The following is a 16096-nucleotide window of genomic DNA, read 5'->3' as shown; positions in this document are numbered from 1 at the left end:
TCACCCCGAAACCAAGGAAGAAACGTCACCGTGACCAGTCTCAGCGTCGAGACACTGGCAGCGGCCGGCACCGGTCCGATCACCTCGGCCGGGAACACCCAGCTGGGGATCGCCGTCCTCGCGGGCATCGCCGTCATCGTCCTGCTCATCACCCGCCTCAAGCTGCACGCCTTCCTCGCCCTGACGGTCGGCTCGCTGGCCCTCGGGGTCTTCGCGGGCGCGCCGTTGGCCAAGACCATCGCCAGTTTCACCGCCGGACTCGGCGCCACGGTCGCGGGCGTCGGCGTACTGATCGCCCTCGGCGCGATCCTCGGCAGACTGCTGGCGGACTCGGGCGGCGCCGACGAGATCGTGGACACGATCCTCGCCCGCGCCAAGGGCCGGGCCATGCCCTGGGCGATGGTGCTGATCGCCTCGGTGATCGGGCTGCCGCTCTTCTTCGAGGTCGGCATCGTGCTGCTGATCCCGGTGGTGCTGCTGGTGGCTAAGCGCGGGAACTACTCCCTGATGCGGATCGGCATTCCGGCACTGGCCGGCCTGTCCGTGATGCACGGGCTGATACCGCCGCACCCCGGACCCCTCGTCGCCATCGACGCGTTGCACGCGAACCTGGGGGTCACGCTCGCGCTCGGTGTGGTCGTCGCGATCCCAACCGTGATCATCGCCGGACCGCTCTTCTCGCGGTACGCGGCGCGCTGGGTGGACATACCGGCGCCGGAGCGCCTCCTCACGGAGCGCCCCTCGGCCGATCCGGAACACCGCCCGCGGTTCGGGGCGACGGTCTTCACCGTGCTGCTGCCGGTGGCCCTGATGCTGGTCAAGGCCCTGGTCGACATCGTGGTCAACGACCCCGCCAACCCGGTGCAGCGCGTGACCGACGTCGCGGGCTCCCCGCTGATCGCCCTGCTCGCCGCGGTGCTCGTGGGCATGTTCACCCTCGGCCGGGCGGCCGGCTTCACCAAGGGGCAGCTGTCCGCCACGGTGGAGAAGTCCCTGGGCCCGATCGCGGGCATCCTGCTGATCGTGGGCGCCGGCGGCGGCTTCAAGCAGACCCTGATCGACGTGGGCGTGGGCCAGATGATCCTGGACCTGTCGAAGGGCTGGGCCATCCCGACCCTGCTCCTGGCCTGGCTCATCGCCGTGGCCATCCGCCTGGCGACGGGTTCGGCGACGGTGGCCACCATCTCGGCGGCCGGCCTCGTGGCGCCGCTCGCGGCCGGCATGTCCACCACGGAGACCGCTCTGCTGGTCCTCGCCATCGGGTCGGGCTCGCTGTTCTTCAGCCACGTCAACGACGCCGGCTTCTGGATGGTCAAGGAGTACTTCGGGATGACCGTCGGGCAGACCATCAGGACCTGGTCGGTGATGGAGACGATCATCTCGGTGGTCGGCCTGGGCTTCGTCCTGCTGCTGTCACTGGTCGTGTAGCCGCACGGGCAGCCGGCCCTGCAATTGGGCGGCGGCGAGGGCGAGCCCGTCGGCCGCCCTCTCGCAACGGGCCGCGAGGTTCTCGACCTCGGCGCGCAGGGCCTCGGTCTGCGGACCGTGCCAGTCCGGCCCGGCGGCGGCAGCGCTCAGCCGGGCCGCGTGCGTGCGCAGCGCGGCGGCGTGGCCGCGCAGGTCACCGGCCGGCGGTCGCGGCGCCGGCCGCGGCGGCCGGCCCGTGACCCGGCGCCGGGCCGGGCCGCGGGCGGACACCCGCCCTGCCGGGGGCCGTTCGGGCAGTCCCTGGCCACGGTCGCAGAGCGCCCAGAAGGCGGCGCCGAGCCCCAGCAGCGGTTCGGCGGTCTCGGCCCGGCCGGTGGCGACCTGCCAGCCGGCGTGGTCGTTGAAGGGGTTGGCGTCGGTCAGTGCCTTCCAGGCGAGGATGTCGGCGAAGGACGGGGCCAGCAGGGCGAAGGCGTGCTCGGCGCCCTGGTCGCGCATGATCGCGCGGAACAGCCGGACGGCCTCGGCCTGCCGGCCAGCGCCTACGGCCCGCAGGACCGCCGCCGCGCCGGGGTCGTCGAGGAGTTCGGGGCGGCCCGTGCTCGCGGCCCGGATCCGGGCCTTGAGTCCGCAGACGGCGATGCTGATGGCGAGGCTCTCGCGACTCACCAGGATGCCGGCGAGCCGCCCGGCCCGGGCGACGCCCCGGCCGCGCGGGGCCCAGCCGAGGCCCGCCGGGTCGGTCAGCGTACGGAGCAGGGTGCGCCAGCCTCGCCGGGCGCTGCCGCCACGGGCGAGGGCGGTCGCGGGCAGGCGGGCGCCGAGGGCCAGGCCGGAGGCGTGGCGGGCGGCCTCGCCGACCGCGTCGGCGGCCTCGGCAAGGGCGCGGCACGGGGCGTCGAGCAGGTCGACGTCCGGGTCGGTGGACGCGGAGGTCGCGGCGTCGGGCATGGGATCCTCGTGGGGTTCGACAGGCTTCGGCAGGTGCGGCGGGCTTCGGCAGGTTCGGCGAGCGGGCGGCGGACGGGGCGCGGGCGACGGGCAGGGCGCGCGGCGAGCGGGTTCGGGCAGCGGGGCAGCGACGGCAACAGCGGCGTTCGGAAGTACGCTCCGTCAGCGGCGGGTGAGGGTGAGCCGGATGCCGTGCGGGTCGAGCGCCGCGGGCAGCGGTCCCACCGGGTCCAGTACCGGCCGGGTGGACCGGATCCGATGGCTCCGCAGCACCTCGGCGCAGAGCGCGGCGGTGATCATCAGGCCGAGCTGGTCGCCCGGGCAGCGGCCGCCGCCATGGCTGAAGGGCGCCATCCGGATGTCCTGGTCCGCGCGCGGGTTCTTCCACCGGCCCGGCACGAACACGTGCGCCGCCGGTACCCGTTCGGGGTCGCGCTGGTGGAACGCGGCCGGCAGCAGCACGGAGGTGCCGGCCGGGTAGCGCACGCCCCGCCATTCGGTCTCGGCCCGGGTGACGCGGATCAGGTCGGGCACCACCGGGTACAGCCGCAGGGACTCCCGTACGCAGGCTCGCAGTCGGGGCAGTTCGCCCCGGCCCGGTCCGGCCGCGGTCTCGGCGGCCGCCTCCGCCGCGGCCGCGTCCTGCTCTGCGGGGTGCGCGCCGAGCAGCAGCAGGGTGCGCAGCAGTGTGTCGGGGACGGCGCCCATGGCCAGCAGCCAGTGCTCGGCCTCGCCTACGGGGTCCAGGGTGCCGGTGGGGTCGGCGTGGCGGGCGGCCCGCCCGACGAGGGTGCCGCCGTCGGCGTGGCGGGCGTACTCCCGGATGCGGGCGTGGGCCTTGTCCCGCACCGAGCGGGCGGTGCGCACCCGGCCGCCGCGCAGGCCCTTGCCCTCGGCGCGCAGTTGGGTGAGCCAGCCGGCGAGCTCCTCGTCCGCGGCGGCCGCGTCGCCGAGCACGATCCGCCGGGCGGCCCGGTTCACGGAGTTCCGGGCGCGGGCGAGGTCGAGGGTGCCGGTGGCGGTGAGGTGCCGGGCCTCTTCGGCGACGGCGGCCAGGAAGGGCCCGCAGGAGGGGTGCACGGGCTGTCCCGCGGCCAGTACCTCGGCGCTGACCTGCCGCCGTTCCGTGGGCAGTTCGGCGCGGGAGCAGCCGGTGCCGGCGGGCTCCGCCGCGTCCAGGCCTCGGCACTTCTCCGGCGGGTCGGCCGCGAGGACGCTGACGGGTTCCTCGTAGAACCGGCGCAGGTCCTGCGGGTCGAGGAGGACGAGGACCGTCCGGCCGGAGCGGGTGCGCACGAGGGCGGGGGCGTCGCCGTGCCGGGCGCGCAGGGCGCGCAGCGCGGCGGCGGAGGCGCGCACCGCGCCCGGTCGGCGGCGCGGGCCGGCGGGGGCGAGGCCGTGCAGGAGGGAGCGGAGGACGCCGAGGGTGAGGGGGGCGGCGGCCGGACGCCGAAACGATTCTTTTACGGATGTCCGCCGGTCGGCGGTTTCCGCGCCGAGCCACTTCCCGGCCGGCCCCCGGTCCGCGAGCGGGGTCCCGCCCCGGGGCGACCGGCCGACGCGCCCGGTGTGGCGGCGGGCGGGCGCCGCGGTCACCCGGACGGTGCCCGGAGCGGAGCGGACCGGCAGCCCGGTCCGCTCGGCGAGGGCCCGAACCCGGGCCCTGAGCCCGTCCAGGGCGACCCCTTGGACCGTACGCATCCGTGTACCTCCGCAGCCGGACCGACAACGGTCGGTGACGTCGGCATCACCGTACGTCTCGCCTGCGCACTCCGCGCCCCGACTACGCCAGGGGGTCCAGCCCGACGAGCAGGGCCGCGGTGTCGAGCCCGGCGGTGAGGTAGGAGGTGAAGGTCTCGTTGTGCAGGGCCCACGGGGAGCGGCGGCGGCGCACGAGGGCGATGGCCTCGCCGGGTGCCATGCCCCGGTCGACGAGGCACTGGGCGACGACGAGGCCGGACCGGTTGTAGCCCGAGTGGCAGCGGACCAGTGCGGTGAGGCCGCTGTCGAGGGCGAGTCCTGCGGTGCGCGCGAGGCGCTGGACGGTGCGGAGCTGGGCCGCGGTGAGTTCGGCGTCGGGCATCTGCGCCACGACGTGCTCGGCGCGCGGGCCGGGGCCGTGCCCGGTGCGGGTGAAGAGGCTGATGACGAGGTCGAACTCGTCGGCGACCACGGTGGGCCGCAGCTCCCCCGCCGGGTCGGTCCAGTAGTGCCCGCCCATCCACAGGCCGGGGGCGATCTCGTCCCACGGGCTGGGCGGCGGCCCGGGCACGTCGCGGTCGCTCTGGCGGGTCTTCTTCACGGTGCCGGGACCTCCTGGTGGGGCGGCACCCAGCATCGCATACAACGCGCCTTCACCTGGGCGGAGTTGGGGCGAACACGGCCTCGCGGAAGGCGGTGCGCAGGGGGCTGTGGCCCCCGGTCGGGAGGAGGACCGCCCAGCGGCCGTGGCGCGGGGAGACCCACAGTGCGGGGCCGCCGTCCTGCGGGGCGTGGTGGGCCCAGGCTCCGTGCGGGGCGGGGTGCCAGAGGAGGCCGCGGGCGGGGGTGAGTTCGCCGGTGCGGATGCGGAGGGACTCGCTGGTCCAGGCGCGGGTGATGCCGCGGGCGGTGTCCGGGGAGCCGTCGGGGTCCGCCGGGGCGAGGAGGCGGCGCAGGAAGCGGACGAGGTCGGCGAGGGGCGCGCGGAGGGTGCCGTCGGCGAACCGGGTCCCGGCCATGTCGAGGGGGTGCCAGACCCGGGTGGCCGCGAGTTCGGCCAGGGGGCTGCCGCAGACGTGTTCGGCGAGGCGGGTGAGGAGGGCGGTCCCTCCGGGGCGGGTGAGGAGGTGGTGGGCGGTGGTCCCGGCGGGGGCGCCGGCGGCGGCCGCGTCCCCGTAGGCGGTGAGCGGGGTGTGCAGGTGGATCGCGCCCTCGTCGACGAGGCTCCCCACGACCGGCCAGAGCGCGAGGACGGCGGTGAGGCCGCCGACGTCGAAGCCCGCGCCCCCGGCGCCCGTACCCGCGGGGCTCGTACCCCCGGCGCTCGTGTCTCCGGCGCTCCTGCTCACGGAGTCCGCGTCCGCGGAGTCCGATCCCGCGGAGTCTGCGCCCGCGGGGTCCGATCCCGCGTGGACGCCTTCGGCGTCGCCGACGGCCCAGACGGCCCCGGGGTCGGCGGACTCGACGAGAGCCCGGATGTCGTCGGCCTGGTCGCTCAGGAGCGTCATGGTGCCCCAGGTTAACGAGCCCGGCCGGGGCCTCCCGGCGCGTCGTGGCGCATTCGCGTCCCCCGCCACCCGAATGGGGCGGGAACCCCACCCTCGGGTGACGGGGGCGAAGGGGAAGGGGCGGGGCGCCCGTGAGCGTCCCGCCCCCTCACACCTTTGGCTAGCTCTTGTCGGGGCGGTCGGTCACGCGCAGGGTGTTCAGCAGGGGCTTGCCGAATCCGTTGTGCGTGACGAAGCGGATGTTGAGCACCCCGTCGGTGACCGTGACCGTGTACTGACGGGTCAGGGCCTTGTACGTGCCCGCCTCCAGGGAGATGTCCAGGGAGGGCAGGACCTGGGTGCCCTCGGCCAGGACGTCGAAGACGCGCTTGTTGGGCCTGGTGGACGAGAGCTCCGCGAAGCCCAGCTCCACCGTGTAGGTGCCGTTCGGCACGTTGTCGAAGCGGTACTCGTACATGCCCTCACGGGCGTTGCGGAAGAGCCGCTGCTCGTCCGTGCCCGCGATCGTGCGGCTGGTGGACTCCACCGAGCCGTTGCCCTGGTAGCCGTACGAGCCGGCCGTGTACTTGCGGTCCGGGGACCAGGCGTCGCCCAGGCTGTCCGTGCTCGCGCCGGTGGAGCCCGCGTCCAGGGAGACCTGGTAGCGCGGGACGATCGCCTTGACGGGCACGGTGAGGACCGGGGTCCGGCCGCTCGCCGAGGTGATCTTCAGGTCCGCGGTGAGGACCGTCCCGGGGGTGAGCCCGGTCGTGTCCACCGACAGGGCGAGCGGGATCTTGCCGCCCGTCGGGAGGTCACCGCCGGCCGGCGTGGCCGTCAGCCAGGCCGCGTCCTCGGAGACCGTGAACGCGGTGCCGAGGCCCGGGTTGGTCAGGTCCAGGGTCCGCGTCCGCTTCTGGTTCGCCGGGAGCACGATCTCCACGGACGGCTTGGACGCCGTCACCTTGCCGGTGCGCAGGGACTGCGTCACCGCCGTGACGTCGGCGGCCTTGATGTTCACCGTCGCCGTGGCGGACTCGTACTGGGGCGCCGCCAGCGAGACGGGCAGCGAGCCCGACGGGCTCTGGACGACGTAGCCGCCGTCCGCCGCGGTGGTCGCCGACACCGCCGTGTCGCCGGTGCCGACGGTGACCGTGGCGCCCGCGACGCCGTTGCCGTCGTTGGCGTCGAGCACCCGGCCCGCCACCACGCCGCTCTTGGTGGTCCGGAAGGCGATGGACAGGCCGTCCGTGATGACCGCGGTGTTGAAGGAGTACTTGAAGGCGTCGGTGCCGGCCGCGTTCTCGACGCCGACCGTGGCCGTGGAGCCGCCCTTGATGCCGGTGCCGCCGGTCCCCTTGTAGGAGTACGAGACGGTGCCGTCCTCGCCGATCGCCGCCGAGAAGGAGAACTTGTCGGCCTGCGCGGACCAGTGGGACACCTGGCGCCACTCAATCACGTAACTGCGGTGCGGGGCGGTGCCGGTGACGCCGGTGAAGACGCCCGAGCCGCTGCCCGCCGCGCCGACGACCAGGTCGTCCCAGAACGGGTACAGGGCCGCGTTGGGCGTGGCCGTGCTCGGGATGTCCCCGTTGATGTCACCGGTGTTGTTGCCGCCGAAGCTGACCGTGCCGTTGGTGCCGATCCAGGCCTGGCCGTACGTCTTGCCGTACAGCGGCAGCGGGAACGGCAGGTCGACGCGCTCGGTGGTGTTGTCGCCGGTCAGCGCGAGCTGCCGGCTCCCCTCGGTGTACGGGCGGTCGCCGGCGGTGGCGCAGGCGTAGCCGTACCCGTCGGTGCGCTCGGGGAGGTTCACCGCGACGGTGGCGTCGCCGGCGACGGTGACCTTCGCGGTGCCGCCGGTGACACAGCGGGAGGCGTGGGTCGCGCTCACGTCGTACGTGCCGTGCGGCAGGGTGACCTCGAAGCGGCCCTGCGCGTCGGCGGTCGCGGTCACCGGGGTGTCCGCGATGGCGACGGAGGCGCCGGCGGCGGGTCCGGCGGCCGAGGAGACGGTGCCGGTGAGCTTGCCGGAGGGTGCCTGGGTGAGGGCGAAGTCGCCGGTGGCGGTGGCGTTCTCGGTCACCGTGGCCGACGCGGTCTGCTGCCCGTAGCCGAACTTGGCGGCGGTCAGCGCGTAGTCGCCCACGGAGAGGGACGGGAAGGCGTAGCTGCCGTCGGCGGCCGTGGTCGCGGTGCGGTCGATCGGGCCGTCGGCCGTGATCTTCACGCCCGCGAGCGGCTGGCCGCCGGAGCGGACGACGCCGCCGAGGGAGCCGATCGCCCCGCGCGGGGCGGCGTTCACGGCGGCGAGGATGTCGAGCTTGCCCTCGCCGAAGACGTTGTTGTCGGCGGGCGTGCCGCCGCACTGGCTGTTGTCGGTGTCCTGGGCGGTGCCGTCCAGGAGCGATTCGGTCTGCGCGACGTCACCTTCGAGGGTGGGCGCGGCGGACCAGAGCAGGGCCACGGCCGCCGCGGTGTGCGGGGAGGCCATGGAGGTGCCGGAGAAGGCCTCGTATCCGCCGCCGGGTACGGAGGAGCGGACGTTCACGCCCGGGGCGGCGATGTTCGGCTTGATGATGCCGCCGGGGCCCGCGCCGCGCGAGGAGAAGGACGCGATCGCGTTGTTGATGTCGAAGGCGCCGGAGCTGTAGGAGCTCGCGTAGTCGCCCGGGGAGCCGCTGGTGGAGCAGCCCGGGCCGGCGTTGCCGTTGGAGAAGGCCGGGAAGATGCCGGCGGCCCGCCAGGTGTTGACGATCTCCTGGTACCAGGTGTCGCCGCCGCTGCCGCCCCAGGAGTTGTTGACGATGTGCGGGGCGAGGTCGGGCCGCGGGTTCTGACCGTTCAGGTCGGTCGGAGCCACGATCCACTGGCCGGAGGCGAGCAGGGAGGCCTCGGAGCAGGAGTTGGACTCGCAGCCCTTGGCGGCGATCCACTTGGCGCCGGGGGCCACGCCGATCTTGTTGGCGCCGCCGTCGTCGCCGACCATGGTGCCCATCGTGTGGGTGCCGTGGTCGTTGTTGTCGCAGGGGGCCGCGGTGGAGCAGACGCCGGCCGGGTCGAACCAGTTGTAGGCGTGGTCGTACGAACCGTCCGCCTTCTTGCCGCGGTACTGGTTGTTCACGGCCGGGTGCGTGTAGTCCACGCCGCTGTCGATGTTGGCGACGACGATGCCCTCGCCGCGGACACCGAGCTGGTCCCAGACCTGCGGGGCCTTGATCCGGTCGATGTTCCACTCGACGGCGTCGGCGGCGACCTGCTCCCGCTTGCCCTCGGCGGGCTTGGGGAGCTCGACCTTGTCGTCGGCGTCGATCCGGGCGACCTCGGGACGCTGCGCCAGGGTCCCGGCGAGCTTCTCGCTGCCGACGACGCGGACGGCGTTCACGATCCAGTACGAGGTGTACTCGGCCTGGGCGCCTTCCAGGGCCTTGACGATCCCGGCCTGGCTGCGCGCGGCGTGGTCCCTCTTGGTCCGCAGAACCGTTTCGGCCTTGGCGGCGCGGGTCTGCTGCTTCCCCGCGGCGGTCAGGTCGGCGGCACTGTCGAGGTACACCCAGAAGACGGCCTTGGCCGAGCCGTCGAGCTGGGCGCGGAGCTTGGGTTCGATCTTGCGCTCGGCCGCGCTCGGCGCGCCGGGACCGGGGTCCTGCGCCGCCGCGGCGACGCCCGCGCCGAGCGGGAGGAGCAGGACCGAGGTGAGGGCGGCGAGCGCCGCGCGTAAGGACCGTGCGGGCCTGGTCGACCTTGTGGGCCTTAAGGCTCGTGAGGACCGGTTGTCGCGTTGGGCCACGTGTTGTCTCCTCGTACGCCGTGTGCGGGTTGTGCGGGAAGGGTGCGCGTGACGTGCGCGGGTCATGGTGAAGGAGGGGTCATGTTCATTACAAGAGGGCCTATTGAGCCGGATCTCGCCATCCCCGGCCCCGGACCACGTCCTCCCCGGCCCCGGACCACGTCCTCCCGGTGGCCCTTCCGGGCCGCGCGGGCCAGCCTGAAGACATGACTGCGCCCGCCGAGCCGTCCGGAGCCGGTGTCCCGATCGCGTCCGCGCGTGGCCGGTGGATCCTGCTGACCACGGTGCTCGGGTCGACCATGGCCATGCTGGACGGGACCGTGGTGAACGTGGCCCTGCCGCGCATCGGGGAGGACCTCGACGCGGATCTGGCGGTGCTCCAGTGGACGGTGAACGCCTATCTGCTGACCCTGGCCGGGCTGATCCTGGTCGGCGGGTCGCTGAGCGACCGGTTCGGGCGGCGCCGGATCTTCGTCCTCGGCGTCGTCTGGTTCGCGGTGGGTTCGCTGCTGTGCGGGATCGCGCCGAACGCCGGGGTGCTGATCGCCTCCCGGGCCCTGCAGGGCATCGGCGGGGCGCTGCTGGCGCCCGGCTCCCTGGCCCTGATCCAGGCGTCGATCCGCGCCGAGGACCGGGGACGGGCGATCGGCCTGTGGTCGGGGTTCGGCGGGGTGGGCGCGGCCGTGGGACCGTTCCTCGGCGGCTGGCTGGTGGACGGGCCGGGCTGGCGGTGGGTGTTCCTGCTGAACGTGCCGCTGGCCGCGGTGTGCGTGCCGGTCGCGCTGCGGCACGTACCGGAGTCCCGGGACCCGCAGGCGCACGGGCGGTTCGACGTGGCCGGGGCGGTACTCGGTGCGACCGCCCTGGGGCTGGTCACCTACGCGCTGATCGAAGCCCGGTCGGGCACGGTGGCGGTGGCCGTCGCGGCGGTGCTCGGGGTCCTGCTGGCCGTCGCCTTCGTCTTCGTGGAGCGGCGGCGGTCCGACCCGATGGTGCCGCCGGACATCTTCGCGTCCCGGCAGTTCACCGCGGTCAACCTCGTCACCCTATGCGTGTACGGGGCCATCGGCGGGTTCTTCTTCCTCGCGGTGCTCCAGCTCCAGGTGGTGTCCGGCTACTCGGCGCTGGCCGCCGGGGCCGCGATGCTGCCGACGACCCTCCTGATGCTCCTCCTGTCCGCCCGCTCGGGTGAGCTCGGGGAGCGGATCGGGCCGCGCATTCCGCTCACCGTGGGGCCGCTGCTGTGCGCGGCCGGGACGCTGCTGATGCTGCGGGTGGGGCCCGCGGCCTCGTACGTACGGGACGTGCTGCCCGCGATGGTCGTGATGGGCATGGGCCTGGTGGCCCTGGTCGCTCCGCTGACGTCGACCGTGCTGGCCTCGGTGGATCCCGGCCGGGCGGGCCTGGCCAGCGGCATCAACAACGCCGCGGCGCGCGTCGCCGGGCTGCTCGCGGTGGCGGCGCTGCCGCTGCTGTCCGGCATGGGACCGGAGTCGTACCGCTCGGCGACCCAGTTCGACGCCGCTTTCGGGCGGGCCATGCTCTGGTGCACCGGGGCGTTCCTGGCCGGCGCCGCCGTGTCCTGGGCGACCGTACGCTCCCCCGCGCCCGCCGAGGCGTGCCACCCGCAGTGCCATACGTACTGCGCGGTGACGGCCCCGCCGCTCGAACCGCCGCGGGAGGAGAAGCGGGGACTTGGCTGAGTTCCGGGTCGGGTCCGGCTGATCCCCGTGTGCTGGAGCGCGACGGCCGATCTGGTGGCGGGCACGGTCATCGCCGCCGTCGGAGTCGTGTGCGTGGCGCGCGTGCGGCGGGCCCGCGATCTGCCGATCGCCGCGCTGCCGCTGCTGCTGGGCGCGCACCAGCTGGTGGAGGCCGCCGTCTGGAGTTCCGGTGGCGGCTGCTCCGCGGCGACCACGGCCTGGGCCGTGATCGCCCTGCCGCTGCTGCCGGTCTGGGTGCCGGTGGGGGTGCTGCTCGCGGCCGCGCCCGGGACGCGGCGCCGCCTGTGGGGGCCGGTGGCCGTGGGTCTCGCCACCGCCGCGGTGCTCGTGTACTGCCTCGCGACCCGGCCGGTGACGGCCGAGATCCGGGGCCGCACCATCGGCTACGGCGTGAATGTTCCGTGGATGCCGCTCGTCCTGACGGGCTACCTGTTCGCCACCCTCGGCGCCCTGCTGCTCGCCGGGGACCGGCGGCTGCGGACGCTCGGCGTGGTGCTGGCCGCCGGGGCGCTGGCCTGCTCAGCGCTGTGGCGGCTGGAATTCGCCTCCACCTGGTGCGCCTTCGCCGCGGTCGCGTCCGTGCTCGTCCTGGGCTGGGTACGGCGCCGGGAACCTCTCCCCTCCGCCACACGCTGACCGAAAGTTACCTAGACGTATGTAGTGACTTCACATGCACCCGGCAGTAGAACTCGTTCCTATTCCACCGAGAGTGAGGAACGTCACATGGGTGACAAAACCCTGCCCGGAAATAGCTCCAGGGGAATTTCCCGTCGTGGATTCATCGGTAGAACAGGTTCTATTTTGGGAGCCGTGGCCCTGGCGGGCCACATCACCCCGGCCCAGGCCGCTCCCGCGGCCGCCCCGATCGCCGACGGCGCCCGCGTACCGGCCCTGGTCATCGGCACCGGTTACGGCGGCTCCGTCGCGGCGCTGCGCCTCGCGCAGGCCGGCGTGGACGTGCAGATGATCGAGATGGGCATGTCCTGGGACACCCCGGGCTCGGACGGGAAGATCTTCCCGAAGGTGACCACTCCGGACTACCGGTCCTTCTGGCTCCGCACCCGGACCAAGGCACCGCTCAGCAACTTCCTCGGCTTCCCGATCGACAAGGACGTCCCCAAGTACACGGGAATCCTCGACGCCGAGGACTTCGCCGGCATCACGGTCTACCAGGGCCGCGGCGTCGGCGGCGGTTCGCTGGTCAACGGCGGCATGGCGGTCACGCCCAAGCGCGCCAACTTCGCCGCCGTCCTCCCGTCGGTGGACGCCGACGAGATGTACGCGACCTACTACCCCCGGGCCAACGCCGGTCTCGGGGTGGGCATGATCGACCCGGCGTGGTTCGACACCGCGGACTGCTACCAGTTCTCCCGCGTCGGCCGCAAGCACGCCCAGCGCTCCGGATTCGCCTGGACCTTCGTACCCGACGTGTACGACTGGGACTACATGAAGCAGGAGGCCGCCGGCACCGCCACCAAGTCCGCCCTGGCCGGCGAGATCCTCTACGGCAACAACCACGGCAAGAAGTCGCTGGTGCAGACGTACCTCGCGCAGGCCAGGGCGACCGGAAAGGTCACCATCTCGGCGCTGCACAAGGTCACTTCGGTCTCCCCCGCCGCGGGCGGCGGCTACACGGTCACCATCGACCAGATCAACACCACCGGCGACACCGTGGCCACCAAGACGGTGACCGCGGACCGGGTGTTCTTCGCGGCCGGCAGCGTCGGCACCAGCAAGCTCCTGGTCAAGCTGAAAGCCACCGGAGCGCTGCCGAACCTCAACAGCGAGGTCGGCAAGGGCTGGGGCGAGAACGGCAACGTCATGTGCGGCCGCGCCAACCACCTGTGGGACCCGACCGGCAAGCTCCAGTCGACCATCCCCTGTTCCGGCATCGACAACTGGGACGCCGGCGGCGCCTTCGCCGAGGTCGCACCGCTCCCCACCGGGATCGAGACCTACGCCTCCTTCTACCTGTCGATCACGAAGAACCCGAACCGCGCCGAGTTCACCTGGAACGCCGCGACGGGCAAGGCCGACCTGAGCTGGCAGACCGCCTGGAAGCAGCCGTCCATCGGCATGGCCAAGACCATCTTCGACAAGATCAACTCGAAGGAGGGGACGATCTACCGGACCGACCTGTTCGGCGGCAACAAGATCTGGAACGACACCCTCACCTACCACCCGCTCGGTGGCGCCGTCCTGAACAAGGCCACCGACAACTACGGCCGCCTGCACGGCTACACCGGCCTGTACGTGATCGACGGAGCGCTGATCCCCGGAAACGCCAGCGTCAACCCGTTCGTCACCATCACGGCACTCGCCGAGCGCAACATAGAGAAGATCATCGCAACCGACCTCCCGTAGGGCCGCGTCCTCCCCCCAGCGGCCGGGGCCGTTCGGATTCACCGAACGGCCCCTTTTCATTCCCCGTCGCGCTCCGCCCCGCTCAGTGGCCGGGCAGTACGCACACGCTGTCGAGGCCGAGCACGTGGTTGAGCCGGCCGAAGGCCAGCCAGGACCCGATGCTCATGGTCAGCTCCACGATCTCCAACTGGCTGTAGCGCGCGGTCATCCGGTCCCAGAACGCGTCGTCGAGGCCGTGGTGGTCCAGGGTGTACCGCTCGGCGTACTCCGCCGCCAGCCGGGTGCGCTCGTCGAAGCGGTCGGTGGTGCGCCACTCGGTGACGGCCTCGGAGAACTCCTCCTCGACCTTCTCCCCGTCCCGCTCCGTGCGCCAGTCGAGGCAGAAGACGCACCCGTTGATCTGCGCGACGCGCAGCCGGGCCGCCTCGAACTCGCGCAGGCCCAGGGTGGTGTGGGCGTACACGGACAGGGAGAAGTTCGCGGCGGCCATGCCGATGCCGGGGACCATGTCGCCCCACACGTACTCGATCGGGTGCTGGCCTTCGGGGATGTCGATCCTCATGACTTTTTCCTTCCGAGTCTGCCGGTGGCGGGGCGCAGCGGGATGTCGAGGGCGTCGTAGAGTCCGGGCTCCGCCTCGGTGAGCCAGTCGATGGCACTGACGAGGCGGCCGACGGCGGTGGCGTTGCCGCCGACCGAGCGGTTCTCACCCTCGTCGGTGGCCTCGATGGTGACCTCGATGCGCGGCCGGCCCTCGATGACGACCCGGTGGGCGCCGTCGCCGCCGTCGGGGGGCGTGGGCCAGTCCGGTGCGCAGGAGGCGTGGATGCGGGTGACGTGCTCGATGACGATGCGGGGCTCGCCCTCGACGATGCCCTGTACCTCGAAGCGGATCGCACCCTGGGTGCCGGCCCCGAACTCGCCCATGGTCCGGGTAGTCACGGTGGTGTCGAGGGCGCGGCGCTCCGACGTCTCGCGGATCTCGTCGAGTTCGACGCCGAGGGCCCGGGCCATCATCCGTATCTGCCCGCCCCACACCATGGTCGGGATCGAGGGCATGAGCATCATCGGCTCGTAGTCCATGGGGTGGCCCATGCCGATGAGGTGGCGGACGGAGTCCGGCTGGTCGTAGGTGGAGTAGTCGAAGATCTCCTGGCAGCGGATGACGTCGATGGTGGTGCCGAGCCCGCTGAGCAGGAGCGGGAGCACGTCGTTGCCCCAGCCGGGGTCGACTCCGGAGGCGAAGAGCGAGCCGCCGCCCTCCGCGATGGCGGCGAGCACCGGATCGCGGAACTCCGGCGGGGCGCTGCGGTGGTCGTAGAGCGGATAGAGGGCGGGGCTGACGACGACGGCGCCGGACCGGATGGCCCGGGTGATGTCGGCGAGGGCCTCGTCGGGCCGGACGTCCCCGGACGCGGCGTACACCACGGCCCGGGGGCGGGCGGCCAGGACGGCTTCGATGTCGTCGGTGGCCTCGACCCCCAACAGGTGGTCGAGGCCGCCGAGTTCGCCCGCGTCGCGGCCGACCTTGGCTGGATTGTGGACGATGACGGCGGAGAGTTTCAGCGCGGGATGGGCCTCGACGGCGCGGATGGCCAGACGGCCGACGTTGCCGGTACCCCAGACAACCGTGGAAATCATGCGCGGAGGGTAGCCACAGGGCCCTCACGTTGCCAGAGCCGCGCGGCCCGAACTCGTCCGCCCCGCCGGGTTACTGGTTCTGGCCACCCAGGACGAAGAGGAGGTAGACGAAGAACGCGAAGAGGTGGCCGACGAACAGGTAGGCGATCAGCCGGATGATCAGACCGCGCGGGAACTTGGACTCGAAGCGGTCCCGGACGCTCGTGGGCGCGGCCGTGGTCGCGGGCTTCTCGGCTTGGGACATGGGGTACGGCTCCTCCGCTATCGGTGGTGCGTGGTGGTGGTCGTGCCGCCGAGGCACAGCCCGGCGAGGCTGCTCTGCAGCAGGGTGTGGACGAACAGCAGGTCGGCGCCCCCGGAGGAGGCCGCGCCGATCCGGTGCGGGGTGAGCGAGTCGAAGTGCGCGCTGTCCCCCGGCTCCAGCAGGTGCTCGGCCTCCCCCAGGTACAGCCGCAGCCGTCCGTCCAGGACGTACAGCCATTCCTCGCCGGGATGTACGCGGACCAGCTCGCCCTGGCTGCGGCCGTGCGGGACGTGCACGCGCAGGGCCTGCATGCCGCGGCCGGAGCCGCCCGCCTGCCAGTACGTCCATCCGTCGGCCTCGCGGGCGCCGGGACCGCCGGCCCGTACGATGGGATCGGCGACGGCCGGGGTCTCGCCGAGCAGCTCGGAGACCGTCGTACCGTAGGTGCGGGCGAGCCCGAGCAGGAGCGGCAGCGAGGGCTGGCGCCGGCCGGTCTCCAGGCGGGACAGGTGGGCGGGCGAGAGCCGGGCCCGGGCGGCGGCAGCCTCCAGGGTGAGTCCGGCGCGGCGGCGCAGTTCGCGCAGTTGCGGCGCCACTGCGGGCAGCTCGTCGGCCGCGTCTTCGGGGCCGGGGGCGGGACCGGGGTTCATGCCCTGATTGAGCCAGAGCTTTGCCTTTCTGGCAATCCGCCTTGCCTCTGAGGCAAATCCTCGGCTCCAGGGCCTCGACTGCCCGGACCTCGACTGCCCAGGCCTCGGCTGCCCGG

Annotated in this window: 13 protein-coding genes; 4 read left to right on the top strand and 9 right to left on the bottom strand. The window is 73.2% G+C overall.

The window, feature by feature from the left end:
* The first annotated feature begins 30 nt into the window (after window positions 1–30).
* Window positions 31–1428 carry a gluconate:H+ symporter gene (locus ACFYZ4_RS36895; RefSeq protein ID WP_390786048.1) on the top strand — a complete coding sequence of 466 codons (1398 nt, stop codon included), beginning with the start codon at window positions 31–33 and terminating at the stop codon, window positions 1426–1428.
* On the opposite strand, the gene ACFYZ4_RS36890 is transcribed toward ACFYZ4_RS36895, so the two are convergent.
* The 5 genes from ACFYZ4_RS36890 to ACFYZ4_RS36870 all read right to left on the bottom strand — a co-directional run bounded on the left by ACFYZ4_RS36890 (window position 1414) and on the right by ACFYZ4_RS36870 (window position 9357).
* Window positions 1414–2379: a hypothetical protein gene (locus ACFYZ4_RS36890; protein WP_390786047.1), complete on the bottom strand. Its 966-nt coding sequence runs from the start codon at window positions 2377–2379 to the stop codon at window positions 1414–1416. The two genes, ACFYZ4_RS36895 and ACFYZ4_RS36890, sit on opposite strands and share 15 nt — an antisense overlap.
* Before the next feature lie 162 nt (window positions 2380–2541).
* Entirely contained in the window at window positions 2542–4080 is a 1539-nt protein-coding gene (locus ACFYZ4_RS36885) for a cytochrome P450 (RefSeq protein ID WP_390786046.1), read from the bottom strand.
* Between the two features lie 82 nt (window positions 4081–4162).
* Window positions 4163–4681 carry a protein phosphatase gene (locus tag ACFYZ4_RS36880; protein WP_351289416.1) on the bottom strand — a complete coding sequence of 173 codons (519 nt, stop codon included), beginning with the start codon at window positions 4679–4681 and terminating at the stop codon, window positions 4163–4165.
* A gap of 52 nt (window positions 4682–4733) precedes the next feature.
* Window positions 4734–5588, bottom strand: coding sequence for a hypothetical protein (locus tag ACFYZ4_RS36875; RefSeq protein ID WP_390786045.1), 855 nt, complete (start codon window positions 5586–5588; stop codon window positions 4734–4736).
* A 160-nt stretch (window positions 5589–5748) separates the two neighbouring features.
* Window positions 5749–9357 (bottom strand): S8 family serine peptidase, encoded by a 3609-nt coding sequence (locus ACFYZ4_RS36870; protein ID WP_390786044.1) that lies wholly within the window; start codon window positions 9355–9357, stop codon window positions 5749–5751.
* A 206-nt stretch (window positions 9358–9563) separates the two neighbouring features.
* On the opposite strand from ACFYZ4_RS36870, the gene ACFYZ4_RS36865 reads away from it, so the two are divergent.
* The 3 genes from ACFYZ4_RS36865 (at window position 9564) to ACFYZ4_RS36855 (ending at window position 13445) form a co-directional block, all read left to right on the top strand.
* Window positions 9564–11060: an MFS transporter gene (locus ACFYZ4_RS36865; RefSeq protein WP_351289410.1), complete on the top strand. Its 1497-nt coding sequence runs from the start codon at window positions 9564–9566 to the stop codon at window positions 11058–11060.
* 27 nt (window positions 11061–11087) lie between these two features.
* Complete coding sequence (locus tag ACFYZ4_RS36860; RefSeq protein ID WP_390786043.1) at window positions 11088–11717, top strand: DUF6629 family protein; 630 nt, start codon at window positions 11088–11090, stop codon at window positions 11715–11717.
* 87 nt (window positions 11718–11804) lie between these two features.
* Window positions 11805–13445: a GMC oxidoreductase gene (locus tag ACFYZ4_RS36855; protein ID WP_390786042.1), complete on the top strand. Its 1641-nt coding sequence runs from the start codon at window positions 11805–11807 to the stop codon at window positions 13443–13445.
* A gap of 82 nt (window positions 13446–13527) precedes the next feature.
* On the opposite strand, the gene ACFYZ4_RS36850 is transcribed toward ACFYZ4_RS36855, so the two are convergent.
* From ACFYZ4_RS36850 to ACFYZ4_RS36835, 4 genes are all read right to left on the bottom strand, one after another.
* The gene (locus ACFYZ4_RS36850; RefSeq protein ID WP_351289404.1) at window positions 13528–14007 is read right to left on the bottom strand and encodes a carboxymuconolactone decarboxylase family protein; all 480 of its coding nucleotides are present in this window, start codon (window positions 14005–14007) and stop codon (window positions 13528–13530) included.
* Window positions 14004–15086, bottom strand: a complete 1083-nt coding sequence (locus tag ACFYZ4_RS36845) for a dihydrodipicolinate reductase (protein ID WP_390786041.1) — start codon at window positions 15084–15086, stop codon at window positions 14004–14006. The genes ACFYZ4_RS36850 and ACFYZ4_RS36845 overlap by 4 nt, the downstream gene beginning before the upstream one ends.
* Before the next feature lie 70 nt (window positions 15087–15156).
* On the bottom strand, window positions 15157–15330 hold the full coding sequence (locus ACFYZ4_RS36840) for a DUF6126 family protein (RefSeq protein ID WP_390786040.1): 174 nt from the start codon (window positions 15328–15330) through the stop codon (window positions 15157–15159).
* Window positions 15331–15347: 17 nt separating this feature from the next.
* Entirely contained in the window at window positions 15348–15980 is a 633-nt protein-coding gene (locus tag ACFYZ4_RS36835) for a helix-turn-helix domain-containing protein (RefSeq protein ID WP_384352043.1), read from the bottom strand.
* Window positions 15981–16096: the final 116 nt, after the last annotated feature.

The sequence above is a fragment of the Streptomyces sp. NPDC001513 genome, assembly GCF_042894695.1.
Lineage (GTDB): Bacteria > Actinomycetota > Actinomycetes > Streptomycetales > Streptomycetaceae > Streptomyces.
The sequence above is the reverse complement of the archived record's forward strand: the minus strand, read 5'-3'. Positions and strand labels throughout refer to the sequence as shown.